Source organism: Helicobacter mehlei (genome assembly GCF_003660265.1).
GTDB lineage: Bacteria > Campylobacterota > Campylobacteria > Campylobacterales > Helicobacteraceae > Helicobacter > Helicobacter mehlei.
Window position 1 is genome coordinate 1 of record NZ_QXQP01000017.1, and the last position, 17361, is coordinate 17361.

The 17361-nt window shown below is 46.2% G+C and carries 16 protein-coding genes and 1 pseudogene; 6 read left to right on the top strand and 11 right to left on the bottom strand.

Going from position 1 to position 17361, the window contains the following annotated elements:
* Window positions 1–142: 142 nt before the first annotated feature.
* The 6 genes and pseudogenes from EAO36_RS06100 to EAO36_RS06125 all read right to left on the bottom strand — a co-directional run bounded on the left by EAO36_RS06100 (window position 143) and on the right by EAO36_RS06125 (window position 5951).
* Window positions 143–1162 (bottom strand): GDP-L-fucose synthase family protein, encoded by a 1020-nt coding sequence (locus EAO36_RS06100; RefSeq protein WP_120955854.1) that lies wholly within the window; start codon window positions 1160–1162, stop codon window positions 143–145.
* Window positions 1163–1234: 72 nt separating this feature from the next.
* Window positions 1235–1708 (bottom strand): methylated-DNA--[protein]-cysteine S-methyltransferase, encoded by a 474-nt coding sequence (locus tag EAO36_RS06105; RefSeq protein ID WP_120948510.1) that lies wholly within the window; start codon window positions 1706–1708, stop codon window positions 1235–1237.
* Window positions 1705–3086 (bottom strand): annotated as a pseudogene (locus tag EAO36_RS06110) (FAD-linked oxidase C-terminal domain-containing protein). The gene EAO36_RS06105 and the pseudogene EAO36_RS06110 overlap by 4 nt, the downstream one beginning before the upstream one ends.
* A 9-nt stretch (window positions 3087–3095) precedes the next feature.
* Window positions 3096–4199, bottom strand: a complete 1104-nt coding sequence (locus EAO36_RS06115; protein WP_120948512.1) for a plasminogen-binding N-terminal domain-containing protein — start codon at window positions 4197–4199, stop codon at window positions 3096–3098.
* Entirely contained in the window at window positions 4192–4797 is a 606-nt protein-coding gene (locus EAO36_RS06120) for an NUDIX hydrolase (protein WP_120948513.1), read from the bottom strand. The genes EAO36_RS06115 and EAO36_RS06120 overlap by 8 nt, the downstream gene beginning before the upstream one ends.
* Window positions 4797–5951, bottom strand: a complete 1155-nt coding sequence (locus EAO36_RS06125; RefSeq protein ID WP_120948514.1) for a peptidoglycan DD-metalloendopeptidase family protein — start codon at window positions 5949–5951, stop codon at window positions 4797–4799. Before EAO36_RS06125 ends, EAO36_RS06120 begins: the two co-directional genes overlap by 1 nt.
* Before the next feature lie 79 nt (window positions 5952–6030).
* On the opposite strand from EAO36_RS06125, the gene EAO36_RS08490 reads away from it, so the two are divergent.
* The 4 genes from EAO36_RS08490 to flgK all read left to right on the top strand — a co-directional run bounded on the left by EAO36_RS08490 (window position 6031) and on the right by flgK (window position 8844).
* Window positions 6031–6240, top strand: a complete 210-nt coding sequence (locus tag EAO36_RS08490) for a hypothetical protein (protein WP_162983093.1) — start codon at window positions 6031–6033, stop codon at window positions 6238–6240.
* A gap of 61 nt (window positions 6241–6301) precedes the next feature.
* Window positions 6302–6526: a flagellar biosynthesis anti-sigma factor FlgM gene (locus tag EAO36_RS06135; protein ID WP_120948516.1), complete on the top strand. Its 225-nt coding sequence runs from the start codon at window positions 6302–6304 to the stop codon at window positions 6524–6526.
* Between the two features lie 58 nt (window positions 6527–6584).
* The gene (locus EAO36_RS06140) at window positions 6585–7013 is read left to right on the top strand and encodes a hypothetical protein (protein WP_120948517.1); all 429 of its coding nucleotides are present in this window, start codon (window positions 6585–6587) and stop codon (window positions 7011–7013) included.
* A gap of 10 nt (window positions 7014–7023) precedes the next feature.
* The gene (gene flgK, locus EAO36_RS06145; RefSeq protein WP_120948518.1) at window positions 7024–8844 is read left to right on the top strand and encodes a flagellar hook-associated protein FlgK; all 1821 of its coding nucleotides are present in this window, start codon (window positions 7024–7026) and stop codon (window positions 8842–8844) included.
* Here flgK and EAO36_RS06150 read toward each other — a convergent pair.
* Genes EAO36_RS06150 through accB form a run of 5 tightly spaced genes read right to left on the bottom strand, consistent with a single transcriptional unit; the run spans window position 8834 to window position 13847 of the window.
* Window positions 8834–9919 (bottom strand): citrate/2-methylcitrate synthase, encoded by a 1086-nt coding sequence (locus tag EAO36_RS06150; protein ID WP_120948519.1) that lies wholly within the window; start codon window positions 9917–9919, stop codon window positions 8834–8836. The two genes, flgK and EAO36_RS06150, sit on opposite strands and share 11 nt — an antisense overlap.
* Entirely contained in the window at window positions 9916–10791 is an 876-nt protein-coding gene (locus tag EAO36_RS06155; protein WP_235852396.1) for a replication initiation protein, read from the bottom strand. The genes EAO36_RS06150 and EAO36_RS06155 overlap by 4 nt, the downstream gene beginning before the upstream one ends.
* A gap of 59 nt (window positions 10792–10850) precedes the next feature.
* A complete protein-coding gene (locus EAO36_RS06160; protein ID WP_120948520.1) occupies window positions 10851–12002 on the bottom strand; it encodes a pyridoxal phosphate-dependent aminotransferase in 1152 nt (383 codons plus the stop codon).
* Window positions 12003–12009: 7 nt separating this feature from the next.
* Window positions 12010–13344, bottom strand: a complete 1335-nt coding sequence (locus EAO36_RS06165; protein ID WP_120948521.1) for an acetyl-CoA carboxylase biotin carboxylase subunit — start codon at window positions 13342–13344, stop codon at window positions 12010–12012.
* Between the two features lie 8 nt (window positions 13345–13352).
* Complete coding sequence (accB, locus tag EAO36_RS06170) at window positions 13353–13847, bottom strand: acetyl-CoA carboxylase biotin carboxyl carrier protein (protein WP_120948522.1); 495 nt, start codon at window positions 13845–13847, stop codon at window positions 13353–13355.
* Window positions 13848–14033: 186 nt separating this feature from the next.
* On the opposite strand from accB, the gene EAO36_RS06175 reads away from it, so the two are divergent.
* Window positions 14034–15470: a Do family serine endopeptidase gene (locus tag EAO36_RS06175; protein ID WP_120955855.1), complete on the top strand. Its 1437-nt coding sequence runs from the start codon at window positions 14034–14036 to the stop codon at window positions 15468–15470.
* A gap of 9 nt (window positions 15471–15479) precedes the next feature.
* Entirely contained in the window at window positions 15480–17354 is a 1875-nt protein-coding gene (locus EAO36_RS06180; RefSeq protein WP_120948524.1) for a 6-hydroxymethylpterin diphosphokinase MptE-like protein, read from the top strand.
* Window positions 17355–17361 lie beyond the last annotated feature (7 nt).

The window sequence follows — 17361 nt, forward strand, 5'->3', positions numbered from 1 at the left end:
GAAGCGCATTTTTCAATGCGACTCCCATTAAATTTGCCGGTCAAATGCACAATCTGCCCCCCACCCACATAGATTCCCGTGTGTGAAAACGCATTGGCATTTGACATAATCTGATAACCCAAGCTCGCCTAATCTTATTGCCCTACTTGTTTTGATACCATTCATAGAGATTTTTAATCCCCTCTTCTAGGGGGATGCTTGCGCGCCAACCCAAATTAGCGATCTTGCTCACATCGCTACATTTTAATAAAGTCCCATCGGGCTTAGAGGGGTCAAAGACTAAATCCCCCTTAAAGCCCACAATCTCTTTAATCAAGTTGGCTAAATCTTTAATGCTAATATCCTCCCCCGTGCCAATATTGGTATGGTTGAGTGTAGCACTAGCTTGTTGGTGTTGTAAGAGAAATACACACCCCCGGGCTAAATCGCGCACATGCAAAAACTCGCGTCTAGGCGCGCCGCTGCCCCAAATGCGCACCCCCCGCGCGCTCACTCCGTGTTGTTCTAAGAGATTTAAGGCTTCTTGTTGGCTAGACATCTGCAAATCTTGCAACACCAAATCTAGGCGATCGTTCTCTAACAAGCGGGCTAAGTGCATTTTTCTTAAGAGTGCGGGCAGGACATGCGAATCGTGTAAGTCAAAATTATCGTGTTCGCCATATAAATTGGTGGGCATCGCGCTGATAAAGTTCGTGCCATATTGGGCGTTGTAGGCTTCGCACATCTTTAAGCCCGCGATCTTGGCAATGGCATAAGGTTCGTTAGTGGGCTCTAGGGGGCTAGTTAAAAGGGCTTGCTCTTTAATGGGCTGGGGGCTCTGCTTAGGGTAAATGCAGGTTGAGCCTAAAAAGAGGAGCTTTTTAACCCCATACTTGTAAGCGCAGTGAATGGTGTTAGTTTGGATGGCTAGGTTTTGATAAATAAATTCCGCGCGGTAGGTGTGATTGGCTAAAATCCCCCCCACTTTAGCCGCGCACAAAATGACGATGTCGGGGCGTTCTATCTCAAAAAATTGCTCCACCGCACTCTGTTGTGTTAAATCTAGCTCAGAGTGGGTTTTTAAAATCAAGTTGTCAAAACCTTGTTCTTGCAAACACGCCACCATCGCGCGCCCCACCAAACCCCTATGCCCAGCTACAAAAATTCTATCACTCCCTTGCATGCGCTCTCCTAGTCTTAAATAACTATGATAGCCAAGTAGGGCAGGCATGTCAAGGTAGAAAAATACAATACTTCATTGCTCCAAAACCTTTTTTTCATGCTCTAAGAGCCAAGCCTTGATCGCCACCCCACCCCCATAGCCCCCTAGTGCGCCATTTTTTAAAACCACTCTATGGCATGGGATCACAATGGGGCATGGGTTATTGTGGTTTGCATTGCCCACAGCGCGATAAGCCTTAGGTTTGTTAATGGCGTGGGCAATTTCTTGGTAAGTGCGGGTTTGGGCGTAGGGGATATTTTGCAAGGCGTGCCAAACTTGTTTTTCAAAGGGCGAACCCTCTAGACTTAAGGGCAAATCAAAGTTTTTAAGCCCCCCACTAAAATAGCCCTCTAAAGCCTCTAACACCGCCTGCATCAAAATATCAGGCTTTGGGGTGCTTGGTGCTTGTGTTACAAAGTCTAGGCTCACTAAGCCCTTGTCATCTGTGCGCAAGGCTAGATAGGGGCTAGGGAAGCTCTTTGGGGGTTTAAAAAAGGCTAAAATCACAGCCCCATTTTGAAGGGGTTTAAAATGTTGTTGGGGTCAAAGGCTTGTTTAATACGCCTAAAGAGTGCCATCTCGGACTCATTGAAGGCTAGGGGCATAAACTTAGCCTTAGACAGCCCGATCCCATGTTCCCCACTCAAAGTCCCTTCTAAGGCAATGGCTACCTTAAAAATCGCCTCCATTGCTTGGTGTCCTTTCTCTAACTGGGCTCGATCAGAGGGATTGGCCACCATCACATTCACATGCACATTCCCATCGCCAGTATGCCCAAAACACGGGATAGCAAAGCCATATTCTACACTGATACGCCCCACTTCTTCAAGCAGGGCCGGCAGACTAGCGCGGGGCACGGTAACATCTTCGTTTAATTTTTTCTTGCCATAGACGCTGATACTCTGAGAGGCGTTGCGCCGTGAAAACCAAAGATTCTCTTCTTCTTGAGGGGTTTGGGCGATTTTAAAATCCACACACCCATTTTCCCTAAAATGCTTTTCAATCTCTTGGAGTTGCCAGCTGATTTGCTCGGGCACGCTCCCATCTACTTGGGTGATCAAAATTGCCCAGCCCCGATGGGTAACCCCTTATTGAAGCGTTGTTCGACCGCGTTGATGGTTAAGTTGTCTAAGAACTCCATCGCCACAGGGGTAACCCCACTAGCCATACTCTTATACACCGCCTCCATCGCTTCTTTGATGCTGTTAAAAACACCCATCGCTGATTGGCGTAACTTGGGTTTGGCTAAGAGCTTCAAGGTCATCTCGGTGATCACAGCCAAGCACCCCTCGCTAGCGATCAAAATCCCAGCCACATTGAATCCAGCCACGTCTTTAATCGTCTTTTTGCCCGCACGGATAATGTCCCCATTGGGCAACACAGCCCTTAAAGCCATCACATAGTCTTTGGTGATCCCATATTTGGCTGCACGCATCCCCCCGGCATTCTCGCTCACATTCCCCCCCAAAGTGCTTTGATCTTGGCTGGCTGGATCGGGGGGGTAAAACAGCCCACGTTTTTCAACCACCTCTTGAAAATGTTTGTTGATCACCCCGGGTTGCACCCGTGCAATCAAATTCTTTTCATCAATCTCTAAAATTTGATCCATGCGCTCCAAGCTCAAGATCAGCCCCCCACGCACACTCAGAGCCCCCCCAGTAAAACCACTTCCCGCCCCTCTGGGCACGACAATAATTTTGTGCATGTTACAATAAGCTAAAATTTGGCTAATATCGTGCTCATCTCTAGCAAAGATCACTCCATCGGGCAAATAACGCTCTTTGGTGGCATCGTAGGCGTAGGCACTAAGGTGTGGGGAATCATCATAGAAGTTCCCCTCCCCGACCAAATTTTTAAGATAGCTGGCATGGCTAGGCTCTAGCATGGACGCTCCTTATGGGTTTTGATCTCCCTGCTCTTTTTCTAAACGTTGCTCTTGCTTGAGTTTTTCTTTCGCCTCTTTTTTAGCCTTTCTCTTGGCTTTTCTTTGGGCTTTCTGCTCTGCCTTTTCTTTGGCTAATTCCTTTTGGTATTCTCTTTTGTCCTCCAAATCCTCTTTAGCCCTCTCTTGAGCCCCCACTTGATCTAAGCTCTTTTCCTCGTCCTTTTCTTGTTTGGAGAGTTTGGGGGTGATATTTTCTTTGTCCTCTTTTTTCTCCTTTTTGTATTGCTCCCTCACGCTTTTCTTTTCTTGGGCACTTTTAGCCTCTCTCATTTCCATCTCATATTCACGTCTTTGCTCAGCCTTAACGGCATGTTCTAATCTTTTTTGAGCCTCTTTTTTGAGCAAGTTGTCATAAAAACTAAAGTAATTTTTGGACTTGCCTCCTGAAAGCACCTTACCCAAAGTGCCCCGATCCACGCCCTCTACGCGCGAAAAAAAGGGGGCAGAAGTGCGACGGACCTTGGAAGTATCGAGTTTTTGACTCTCTAGCACCGCAAAGCTTTGGCAATCTAAGATATTGAGGCGATCCGTACTCACCAAAAAGAGCAAGCCCACACTATAAATATCACAAGCCCTTCGAAAAGATCGCGCTGAGGGGTCAAATCCATTAAAAAAGAGCATGAGCAGATCAGAACTAATAAAGTTGATGTCTGGATAATGATCCTTGATCTGTTCATACAAATGCGAGTCGGGGGCGACCAAAAAGGCTTGATGGTTAAATTCTCTAAAAATTGCCATGTAGCCTTTTTTGGGCACCATTCTAGGGGTGGGCAAATGGCGTTGTTTCATCACGCTATATTCCCCATATTTGCCAAAAGCTACCCCATCACGGACATTCACCACTTCTACCTTAGCGGCAATCACATTGTAGTCGGTCAATTTGGCCAAAATATAGCCGGTCTCGCCCACTTTGAGATTATAGGCTTGGAAACGCACGATTTTTTTATGCGTATCCACCGCATCGATGTTGATTTTGAGGACTTCATTCCAGGCCATCCCGTGCAAAAAAGCCAAGCTAAAACCCAAAAAGCCTAGACACCACCTTTTAAGCATGGCGATCCTTGCAATAGTTTTGAAACCAAGTCAGCGCATAGCCCAGCCCAATACTCTTGCATTTTTGTTCATCTTGGATAAAACCTTCAGTCTCAGCAAGTGGAAGATAGATAAGCTCAATATTTTCAATCCCCACGCCCCCGCCCTTGTGTCGGTAGTGTTCTTGAGCAATAGGGGCAAAAAACATGGTCTGCTTGCTCCCGCTAATGCCCGTTGTGCTGTAAAAGACACCGATTTTTTCGAGCATGCTGGGCGTAACCTCATACCCGCATTCCTCCAAAACTTCCTCACATGCAATCTCTTCGATGCTTTTATGGGTCTTATCCACAATCCCGGCGCAAAGCTCATAGGTGTAGCCATCATGGGTTTGCCCGCCATACAGACACGCGCTCACAAAAACCGGGGGCCTGAATTGCTTGACCAACACAAAGCTTTGCTTCTGCATATGGTAGAGTAGGACTGCCACGCTATCATGCACCCTAACCATGTCCCAGCTTTTGGATACGCCTTCCTCTTCATAAAGAATGCGTTTGGGCTTGAAATAAAGAGAGTTGGGGCAATCGATGACTTGGATATTGCTATAGGCGATTTTAGGCATTAATAGGTAATCTTAGGGGTTTCTTTTTGGGCGTATTCAAAGGATCGCGCATCTTCTAAAATATCCTTATAGGGCTGGATCGCTTGGCTAAAGAGATGCTTTTCTTTGCCCATTAACTGATTCTTGGCCGTGCGGATACGCCCGAGTGGATCAATGGGGCGGTTGTTTTTGTACACGCCAAAATGTAGGTGTGGGCCTGTGCTAAGTCCGGTGCTCCCGACTTTGCCAATAACCTGCCCCCTTCTTACATAACTATGCATTTTAAGACCTTTGGCAAAAGAACTCATATGGGCATACAGCAAACGCAATTCATTGCCATGCTTGATTTCAATGGCATTCCCATACCCCCCCTTCCTCCCAATAGACACAATGTAGCCATCGGTGGCAGATTTGATCAAGCTCCCTTGTTTGGCAGCATAATCCACGCCATAATGCGGGCGCACTTCGCCTAAAATGGGGTGCATGCGCCCTTGTGAAAATTTAGAGGAAACACGCGAATAGCGCACGGGCGTTTCCAAGAGAAAATCCACCACCTCCTTACCTTCTTCATCGTAATATTTGCTCTTATAAGCAAAGATATAATGGCTTTTGCGGTGGGTTTCGACCATACCCGCTTTGATATTAGGCGAACCAAAAGGCCTGTCCAAGCGGTATTTACGGGTGTAGATGATTCCTAGTTGATCGCCTTTGATCACCCGTTTAAAATTGATGGTTTTTTTATAGATGGCGATAAACTCTTTGGCTAGGTGGGCATTCCCACTCACTCTTAAAATATCGCTATAGGGAGATTTTTTAACCCGCATAAAGAGACTTTTTTGAACCGTGGTGAAAACAATGGGGATAAAGTCTAAGTGAAATTGATCGCTTGTCTTATCCCGACTCAAGCGTAACTGCACCGCTTCGCTCACGGGCACGAGCACCTGCAGTAATTTCCCTTGATCGTCTTTGAGCACATAGTAGGGCATACCGGCTCTAATCTCGGTGCCCAATTCTTTATCTTGAAAAGAAAGATTGTAATAGATTTTGGAATCGATGTTATTTTTATCCAAAAACCTTAACAAGGTCATGCCCTTTTCCCACACCAACTGCTCTGCTACCGCACCAAACCCTAATCCCGCACAACACGCCCAAGCTAGAATTGCTTTGCCAATCACGCATCTCCCTTTAATTAACTAAAGAGGTCATTATATTGTAGAATAACTTATAAATCCATGTTTTTTTGGAGGACACGCAGTGAAAAGAAATTTTAAAGAATCGCGCTGGCAGATTTGGCTTGTGCCCACCGCTACTTTTTTGATTTTTTGCATCGTTTTATCAGGCTTGATGATCTGGACTATCCATGGACCTACAAGTGCATTTGCTGATTTTTCAGATAACAAGGGATTACGCACAACCCCGACACAACTACGCGATGAGATCGATAAATCCATGAAAAAATTTTAGGGCTAAAAATTTTGCTATTTTAGCCGATTGGGTTAAACTAAACCAAATTGGGAAGGACGGCATGCTTAATTCTATCGGAAATACACAACCTCGTGTGTCGCATGTTGCCAATAATAGCGTCCATGAGAACCCTACACCTGCCAAGAGTCCAGAGGATAGCCAGCTCCAGCAAGAAACCCATGCTAGCGACAAGGCCACCCAAATCAAAAAAGCCATTGAAGAGGGGAATTACAAAGTGGATTTAGATAAAACCTCCCATAAGATGGCACAGGATTTGCTTAGCTAGGAGGGTCAGACTAAGGGTCTCCCTTGAGTTTGGCTATTCCAAATCTTAAGGGGTGATCATGCTTTATACTTATCTTGAACAATCTGTAGCGGATTTGCAAGCTCTCATTGATTTTACCACTCAGGATTTGGAAGATGTCAAACTTGCCAAACACGAAGTGATCTTTGCACGCAATGCGCTCAAACAAGAGCGTATCCAATCTTTTGAGACTTGTAAGTGTTTATTCGATCAAGAGATGATCAAGTTGATGGAGCAAAACCCCGATAAACCCTTGCCCGAGCTCTTAGATGAGCGTGGATCGGTGCTTTTAAAGCAAATGCGCACTCTCTTAGGTACGCTTAAAGAGATCAATGCCGATTATGCCCGGGTGGTTTTTGCCCTCTCAGAGTTTTATTCCTCTTTGATGCAACAGATTATCCCACATGAAAGCACGGGCTACTACAAGCAAAAAACGATCGCTAGTAGCTTTTTGCAAGTCCAAGCTTAAGGGGGGGGTTATGGGCGGAATCCTCTCTTCTTTAAATACCTCCTACACCGGTTTGCAAGCCCACCAAGTGATGGTGGATGTTACGGGTAACAACATCTCTAATGCTAACGATGAGTTTTATAGTCGCCAGCGCGTGATCGCCACGCCACAAACATCCATTGGCTATGCCGAACGCAATGTGAATATGGGCGTGGATGTGCAGACCATCCAGCGCGTACATGATGATTTTGTCTTTGCCAGATATGCACGCGCCAACCAAGAACACACCTTTTATAGCACCCAATTTGACAATTTGCGCGAAGCCTCCTCTTATTTCCCCGACATGGACGAAGTGGGGATCTATAGCGACTTAAAGGAATATTTTAACGCATGGAAGGACTTAGCCAAAAATGCCAAAGAGCCCGCCCAAAAACAGGCCTTGGTGCAAAAAACCCAAACTTTAACCCAAAATATCCACGACACGCGCGCGCGCTTGTTGGATTTGCAAAAAAAAGCCAGCCACGAATTGGTCAGCACGATCAAAGAAGTCAATCGCTTAGGCTCTGAGATCGCCAAGATCAACCGCCACCTCAAAGAGATGGAAGACCCTAAAATGCTCAAACAAGCCAACGAGCTACGCGACAAACGCGATCAATTAGAGTTCCACTTAAAAGAGCTCATCGGGGGGAATGTGTCTAAAAAGCATGTGCAAACCAACTCGATCAACGACATTAAGGCGGCTGATTTTGATGATGGGTATGTTTTCAATGTCGCCTACGGGTTTAATATCGTGGATGGACCCATCTTCCACCCTTTGGTTGTGGAGAATAACGACAACGCCAACGAGTTAGCACAAATCTATTTTCGGGGCGATGATTTTAAGGTGGTCAATATCACCGATAAGATCAATCAGGGCAAAGCTGGGGCACTAATGGGGGTTTATAATGATGGCTCCAATGGCACAATCAAGGGCAAATTGCAAAATTATTTAGATGCCCTTGATACCTTTGCTAAGGGCTTTATTGAAGCCACCAATGCCATTTATGCCCAAAGTGCTAGCCACGGCATTGAGGGCAAGGTCGTCAATTTTGAAGATGATCAAGCCCTCAAGGACACCCATTACAACATCAAGAGTGGGAGTTTTGATTTGATCGCCTACAACACCGATGGGCAGGTCATCGCCAAAAAAACGATTCAAATCAGCCCGATCACCACCATGCGCGATGTGATCGATCAGATCAACGCCAACAGCGATGATAACCACGATAACAACACAACCAATGATTTTGATGATTATTTTGTGGCGCATTTTGATAATAAAGCCAAACAATTCAGTATCCAACCCAAAAACGGATCACAAGGTCTTTTTGTGTCCATCAAGGATCATGGGACCAATTTTACCGGTGCTTTAGGCTTGAATACTTTTTTTGAGGGGAGCAGTGCTCGGGATATCCGTATCAACGACACTTACAAAAAAGAGCCCACAGCCTTACGCCCATGGCTTGCACCTATCAAGGGTAACTTTGACGTAGCCAACATGATGCAACAGCTCCAATACGATAAAGTGGATTTTTATCAAAGCAAATTTAACGATAAACCGATGACCATTGAGGAATACTACCAGTTTGTGGCGAGTAAGATCCACACAGAGGCAGAGCGATCGCAACGCACCTTAGAGAGCAAGGATGCGGTTTTGCAAGTGGTGAAAAAAGAGCATGACTCCATCTCTGCTGTAAATACCGATGAAGAGATGGTCAATCTCATCAAATTTCAGGGCGGTTACGCCGCCAATGCCAAAGTTATCACCGCCATCGATCGGATGATCGAGACCCTTTTAAGCATTAAGCAATAGGCTTAAAAGAACACCTGGCCGGACCAGTGTAGTCTGAGTTAGGGCGGATGATCTTATTATCTGCGCGTTGCTCAAAGACATGGGCAATCCAGCCCGCCACACGCGACATCACAAAAAGAGGAGTGTAATAAAGGCGCGGGAGCTTGAGGTAGTGATAGACTAGCCCGCCAAAAAAGTCAATATTATCAGGCAAGTTTTTCTCTTTTTGCATGTGATCTTTGATGGCTAGAGCGATGTCAAAGAGCTTGGGATCGCCCAAACCTTTAAGCTTTTGGGCTAATTCCAAGCCCACTGCACTTCTAGGATCAGCGATTTTATAAAGGCGGTGTCCAAAGCCCATGATTTTTTCCTTACTGGCTAGGCGTTTGGTGATCCCCTTGAGGGCTTCCTCTACACTGGAGTATTCTAGCATCAACTGGATCGCCCATTCATTCGCCCCACCATGTAAACGTCCCTTGAGCGTGCCAATCCCAGTTGCCACGCATGAGTGTAGATCAGAGAGGGTGGAGGCACTGATGCGGCTAGCAAAGGTGGAAGCACTAAAGCCATGTTCGGCATACAAAATCAGCATCGCATCCATCGCCTTGACTTCCACCCACAAAGGTTCTTGCCCTCTTAAGCGTTCTAGGATGAAATGTGCCGTGCTGGTATGATCTTGCAAAGAAATTTCTTTGCCATGCTTGTGGTAATGGTGCCAATACAAGAGTATAGAGGGCAGACTCCCTAAGATTTGCAAGGCTTTATCATATTGATCACTAAAATCCAAGCTTTCAGCCTCCATGCACCCCAAAGCCACCACACCCGCTTTCAAAATATCCATCGGATGCCCTGAGCCTAGCGCGCGCAAAGTCTTTTTAACGCCCATGGGTAATTCGCGGTATTGTTGCAACTGCGTTTTAAAACTCTCTAGCTGGGCTTGGTTGGGCAAGTGCCCCACTAAGAGTAAATGTGCGACCTCCTCAAAACTAGCCAAAGAAGCCAACTCCTCAATGGCATAACCCCGGTAGGTTAAGCCATCTGCACACTGGCAGATCGCGCTAGAACCTGCCACGACCCCGGCTAGCCCGGAACTCATAGGTGATCCTGACTACATCGCATATAACCCAACAAGCTTTCTAAATTTTCAAAGTGCATGCCCCACTCTTGGTGTGCGCTTTGGTTATAAAAAGTGGCCAAGAGGCTACAGCCATGATTGTGCAAATTAATGAGATGGTGTTTTTCTTTGACACTTCTAGGCTTGGGGTTCATGATCTCAAAACTCAAAGATTGATCGCATTCAAGCTGGGCACTTAGTTGTTTGGCTAGAGAATCGAGTTTGTTTTGGCGGTGCAACACGGGCGAGCGGGTATTGAACTTAAAATCTACAAAGTGCAAACACTTATTTTTAATAGACCTAGACATGCTCAGTTGGCACAAGCTAATAGTGTAGCGTTTGCACTCTAGGAGCACGGGGCGCAAAATCTGGTTATAGGCGTAGTTACTTTTACAACTGGGCGGGATTCCCATGCGCTTTTTAAAGTCCTCCCACTCAAAACGCACCATGTGCATGTGCTTGGAGTGTTGCAAAAGGCGGTAAAGTGTTTTGCTATATTGTCGGCTCAACGCTTGCAACTCTTGTAAATCCGAGAGGGTATAGGGCAAAGACTCCAAAATACCGGCACATGCTGGATTGAGTGTAAGTCTTAAAGACAGCCGATTGCGATTCAAATGGAGCATACTAAAAAGAGGGTAGTGGTGCTGGTTTGCCTCCTCCTCTAACAACAGGCTAAAACCACGGGCTTTTTCTAAAAAACGCACTAGGGCATCCACACCCAATGGACTAAGAGCAGATAAACTTTGCGAATCTAGATCAAGAGCGGGTCGCTGGTGCAAGGCTTGGAGCAAATGGAATAAAAGCAATCTCTCTTGTCTAGACAGCTTGTCTAAAATTAGAACTGGTTCAGACACAGGACTCCTTTCTAATCTTGCTGGTTTCATTGTAGCTAAAATTGGCTAATCGCCATTGGCTAATCGCCATGCATAAAGCGTGCTAGACGCTCGCACCCGGTTTTAATTTGTTCTTCCGAACAAGCATAAGAGAGGCGCACAAAACTCTCCATGCCAAAGGCTATACCGGGCACCAAAGCCACGCCCTCTTTTTCCAACAAGTCTTGGCAAAAGTCCAAGCTATTTTGTCCAATCTCAAAAAAGAGATAAAAAGCTCCTTGGGGTTTGGAAACCTTAATCCCGGGGATTTGGCTGATCAAATTATAGGCGAGATCGCGGCGTTTTTCAAAGGCTAGGCGCATGCGTTCCACATCCACGCGCGCCACTCCGCTTAAGGCACTCAAAGCCGCATGCTGGGCGATAGAGTTGATATTAGATGTGCTATGGCTTTGCAAAGCGACCATGTGTTTGAGCAAAGTTTTATCCTTAGTGCCTAAAAAACCTACACGCCAGCCTGTCATGCTAAAAGCCTTGCTCAAGCCATTCACACTAATGGTGCGTTCCAACATGCCCTCTATAGCCCCAAAGCTATAAAATGACCCCTCATAGACCAACTTTTCATAAATTTCATCACTTAATACCCAAACATTGGTATTTTGTAGCACTTGGGCTAGGGCTTGTAACTCCTCTTGGCTATAGACCATGCCGGTTGGGTTAGAAGGGCTGGTGAGCACTAAAATTTTGCTCTTGGGAGTCAGGGCGTTTTTGAGCTGATCGGGAGTGATCTTAAATTGACTTTGGGCGTTGGTGGGGATAAAAACCGGGTTAGCCCCGCTATAGCGCACCAATTCGGGGTAAGTTACCCAGTAGGGTGCAGGGATGATGACTTCATCTTGGGGGTTGAGCAAGGCTTGGAAGACATTAAACAAGCACTGTTTAGCCCCATTGCTCACCATCACCTCACCAGGGCTATAATCCAGCTGGTTTTCCTCCCTAAATTTGCATGAAATCGCGTCTAAAAGTGCGGGGATTCCCTTCACCGGGGTGTATTTACTATAGCCCTTTTGGATAGCTGACATCGCGGCTTCTTTGACACTCTTGGGCGTGTCAAAATCGGGCTCCCCCGCGCTAAAACTTAAAATATCCCTGCCTTGAGCCTTGAGCTCTTGGGCTAGGGTGGTGATCGCAATGGTTTGCGATTCGGCTATATTTTGGATTTTATCAGCATACATGGCTTCCTCATTTCTCTAAGTACTTCGTGTGGATTTTATTGTGTCTAAAGTCGGGATTGTCCAACATGTCCAAGTGAAAGGGAATGGTCGTCTTAATCCCCTCCACATAAAACTCTCTCAAGGCGCGTTTCATTTTCAAGATGGCTTGATCGCGACTGGGCGCATGCACGATGAGCTTGCCAATCATGGAGTCATAAAAAGTCGGCACTACATAACCCGCATAGGCATGGGTATCCAAGCGCACATCAATTCCCCCCGGGGCAATCCAAGAGGTGATCCGCCCAGCACTGGGGTAAAAATTCTTAGGGTCCTCAGCAGTGATCCGGCACTCAATGGCATGCCCTTGGCAGATGATCTGATCTTGAGGGGGCAACTTTTCGCCTTGGGCGATTTTGATCATCCACTCCACTAAATTTAACCCGCTCACCATCTCGCTCACCGTGTGTTCCACCTGCAAGCGTGTATTCATCTCCATAAAATAAAAATCTTGCCCGTTGGCATCTAGCAGAAACTCAAAAGTCCCTGCCCCCACATACCCAATATGTTTAGTAGCCCTAATGGCAGTTTCTAGCAATTTTTGGCGCACAGAGGGACTTAAGATCGCCGCTGGAGTTTCCTCAATGAGCTTTTGTTGCCGTCTTTGGGTGGAACAATCCCGCTCGCCCACATGCACCACATTCCCATGCTTATCGGCTAAAATCTGCACCTCAATATGCTTAGGATTTTTGATGAACTTTTCAATATAAACACTCCCATCTCCAAAGGCACTTAAAGCCTCTGTCTCAGCAGCTAGGTAGAGATTTTTGAGCAAATTAGGATCTTCGACCACGCGCATGCCCCGCCCACCCCCGCCATTAGCTGCCTTGATCATGATCGGAAAGCCGATTGCTTGGGCGACTTTTTGGGCTTCTGCGTAACTTTTTAAAGTCCCCTCGCTCCCCTCAATTACGGGCACCCCCGCCTCTTTCATCACCCGCTTAGCCTGAGATTTATCGCTCATTAAAGCCATCACCTGCGCACTAGGACCGATAAATTCTAAGCCATGGTGGCTACAAATCTCCACAAAGTTTTGATTCTCACTCAAAAAGCCATAACCCGGAAAGATCGCATCGGCTTCAAAGAGCTCGGCCGCACTGATAATGGCTGGGATGTTTAGGTAACTCTCACTGGACTTGGGCCCACCCACACACACTTTGGCACTGGCCGTGTTGAGATAGTGTGCGTCTTTATCAGCAATGGAATAAATGGCGATGGATTGTTTCCCCATTTCGGCAATGGTCTGAATCGCACGCAGAGCAATCTCGCCCCGATTGGCGATCAAAATGCGTTGTAAGTTTTTCATGCCTATTCCTAGAGTTTTTCAATCTTAACTAGTTGTGTGCCGTATTCCACCGCTGTGGCATCCTCAACTTCAATGGATAGAATCTTACAATCACATTCGGCTTCAATCTCGTTCATGATTTTCATCGCCTCCACAATGCCAATCACCTGCCCTTTTTTAATGGTGTCCCCCGGGCTGACATAGGGGCTTGCACTGGGAGAAGGACGGTGGTAGAAAGTCCCCACCATGGGCGAAAGAATATAATCCTCCTTAGCACTTGTGGGATTACCTAAGGTATGTGTGCTGGTCGCTCCAGTCGTGGTGTTGAGCGCGCAGGCGGTGGCTGTGGGGGATTGTATAGGGGTGTGTAGGACATTGGAAGCCACTTCAACAGGGGCAGGGGCTACTTTACGGCTAGAAGCTTTGTCAAACACCAATTCAACATGTTCGAGTTTGAGTTTCATGTAACTAATATTAGTTTTATCAAAAGATGCCATTAGTTGCTGGATATCCGCTGTTTTCATCATTGTCCTTAAATATTAATTTGGCAATGGGGTATGATAACATATTTTAAGCCAAACAAAATAAGGCAAAAGACTTAAATGTGTGTTTTGTCTTAAAGCAACAAGGGTGGCTTAGCTTTAAACTTCTCAAGCAAACTTTGGTTATACTAGGGCTTTTTGAAACTGATTAAATTTTAAAGGAAAACAATGAGGTCTATTGTCTTGAGTGCGGTGCTCATCGCGGGCTTAGGGGCAACCGGGGTGGCGGATGTACATATCCAAAACATGCCACCCGTGCAAAAGCGTGTGGGTCCAGATACTAGCCCAAATACTATCTATTCCTATAGTAGTTCGGTTAAAGAAGCGACAAAAGCGGTGGTGAATATCTCGACTCAAAAGAAAATCAAGGGTGGTTTTGGGGGCATGGGGGGCATGTTTAACGACCCCTTTTTCCAGCAATTTTTTGGCGATCTGTACAATGCCATCCCTAAAGATCGCATAGAGAGAGCATTAGGGAGTGGTGTTATCATTAACAAGGAGGGTTATATTATCACCAACAACCATGTGATTAACGATGCGGATAAAATCTCGGTTACCATTCCGGGTAGCAATAAAGAATACACCGCAACCTTAGTGGGCACCGATCCAGACAGCGATTTGGCTGTGATTAAAATCAACAAAGACAATTTACCATTCATTAAATTTGCCGATAGCAATGGAATTTTGGTGGGCGATTTGGTCTTTGCCATTGGGAATCCCTTTGGTGTGGGCGAGACCGTAACGCAGGGCATTGTCTCTGCACTCAATAAAAGCGACATTGGGATCAATAACTACGAAAATTTTATCCAAACCGATGCAGCCATTAATCCGGGGAACTCTGGGGGGGCTTTGATTGATAGCCGAGGGGGACTTGTTGGGATCAACACCGCAATTTTATCGCGCACGGGAGGTAACCATGGTGTGGGTTTTGCAATCCCCTCCAACACGGTCAAACACATCGCCATGCAACTTATCAAAACCGGCAAAATCCACCGGGGTTATTTGGGTGTGGGGATTCAAGATGTTAGCAATGAGTTACAAGGTAGCTATAATGGCAAAGAGGGCGCGGTGGTCATTAGCATTGAAAAAGACTCTCCAGCCAAAAAAGCGGGCTTGATGATTTGGGATTTGATTATTGAGGTCAATGGCAAAAAGATCAAGAATGCCGCTGATTTGCGCAACCTCATAGGCTCCCTTTCCCCCCACCAAAAAGTAACCATCAAGTACATGCGCAATAAACAAGAGCATGTCATCACTTTGAATTTGGCTGAACGCAAAAACCCCAACAAAAAAGAAACCAGCACCGCCCATGAAGGTGCGCATGGGCAACTCAGCGGGCTCAAAGTAGAAACTCTCACGCCCCATATGCGCAAGAATTTGCGCATTCCCGATGAGATTCAAGGTGTGTTGGTCCAAGAAGTGAAAGACAATTCTAAGGCGCAAGATTTAGGCTTTAGACAGGGGGATGTGATCATGCAGATTGAAAGTTTCAGCATTAAGAGCATTGAGGACTTTAACCGGGCTTTGGCACGCTACAAAGACACCCCTAAACGCTTTTTGGTCTTTGATCCTAGCAGGGGTTATAAACAAATTGTTGCCAAGTAGGGTGCTTGTATGGAGGGGTTTTCTGCAGAGGAGCTAAGGGCGCGTTTTAGGGATAATTTGGGCTTTTTTAAGCAACACTTGCCCAAACTCTATGAGCAACTCTTGCCCGCTCCATGTGCCTATAATCTTTTATGGGACACAGGGGGGTTAAATATCCTCAATCTTAGCGATGGCTCGTTATTATTCCCTTGTTTGCAAGCAGAACACCAAATGCTCAATATCTCTAAGGATTGGGCTTCACACATCCTTAACAATCCCAAATGGACGCTAAATGACAATGGCTTAATGCTGGGTGATTTGGATTTAAAAGCCCTCCCCCTAACAAACCAAGCTTGCCAGGATATCTTGCAGTTGGGCACGCCTAATGCCCCTTATCACTTGGGGCAAAACTTCTACCCCCCCACGATTCTATATGGCATGGCGGGGGGGTTGTTTTTAGCCCTTTTGCTCCAACAAGGGGCATTTTTCCACGCACTCTACATCTATGAAGAGCATATTGATCTATTGCGCATCAGTTGCTATTTTATTGACTATCCCCAGCTTTTCCACGCTACCCCACCCCAAGCTTGTGCGATTTTTCTTAAAAATCTCCCCACACCTTTTTTCAAACACACCTTTTTGCACAAAAGAATCACCCATAGTTTCTTGCATTTGGAATTTGACCCTTATAAAAGTGAAAACACCCAGCATGCTCAAGAGTTGTTCTGTGCCCATAAAAAAAGCGCGCTTAGAGGCTGGGGGAGCTTTGAAGATGAGATGTTAGGGCTTTCTAATAGTGTCCAAAATTTAAGAGAATCCCCGCATATCTTAGACCCTAGGACTTGTCCCCATGCAGATTTGCCCATTTGTGTTGTGGGCAATGGTCCTAGCTTGGATGGGTTATTGGATTTTATCCAAAGCAACCAAGAAAACATGTTGATCTTTAGCTGTGGGACGGCTCTAAAAGTGCTCAAAGCCCACCAAATCCACGTGGATTTCCAAATTGAGATCGAGCGAATCGATTATCTAAAGGAAGTGCTCTTAGATGCCCCTTTGGGCGATACGCCCCTGATGTGTGCCAATATGGTTAATCCTAGCGCGCGCCAACTGGCTAAGGAAGTATTCATGTTTATGCGTGGGGGGAGTGCTAGCGGGTATTTGTTCCCCCATTTGGCAGTTGAATACAGCGCGCCCTTTGTGGGTAATGCCGGCGTGGCATTGGCGTGTCTGTTTAGCCAAACCTTGATCTTGTGCGGGCTAGATTGTGGCTATATCCAAGGAGCTAGCAAGCACGCTAAGGGCTCTTATTATGGAGAGGAGAGTACACAGATTCCGCTAGACACCCTGAGTGTGCGCCCCAATTTTGAGGGCACGTTAGTTTATAGCGATGGGCTGTTCTTGCTCTCCAAAGAACAAATGGGCATGCTCTTTAAAAAACATGGCACGCAGGTTTATAATCTCTCCAACGGGGCTTTTATTGAGTACACAATCCCTAAGCGTGCTCAAGATTTATTATTAAAAAAGGGCTCTAAGTTCAAAGCCTTAAAGCGTATCAAACGGGCGTTCAAATCCCAAGCCCCTGTTAATTTGCCCCTAGAGGGCTTGCAAGCCTTTAAAGAGCAAATCAAGCAACTTTTACAAAAACCCATTAACACCAAAAAAGAACTCTATACCCGCATGGATCACTTGGGCGCGCTCAGTTTGCAAAAAAGCCAAGAAGACCCTTTAGTGGGGATTTTGTTGGAAGGTTCGCTAGCCCATTTGGGTTTGCATGCCCTTGTTGCATCTTTAAGCCTCCAACAAAGCCAAATCCCCGCTTTTTATGCCCAAATCCAAGAGATCATCACCACCACCCTCGATCAAATGGTGGCTAGATACCATTGGCTAGCGATGGGAGTTAGTTAGGAGATTG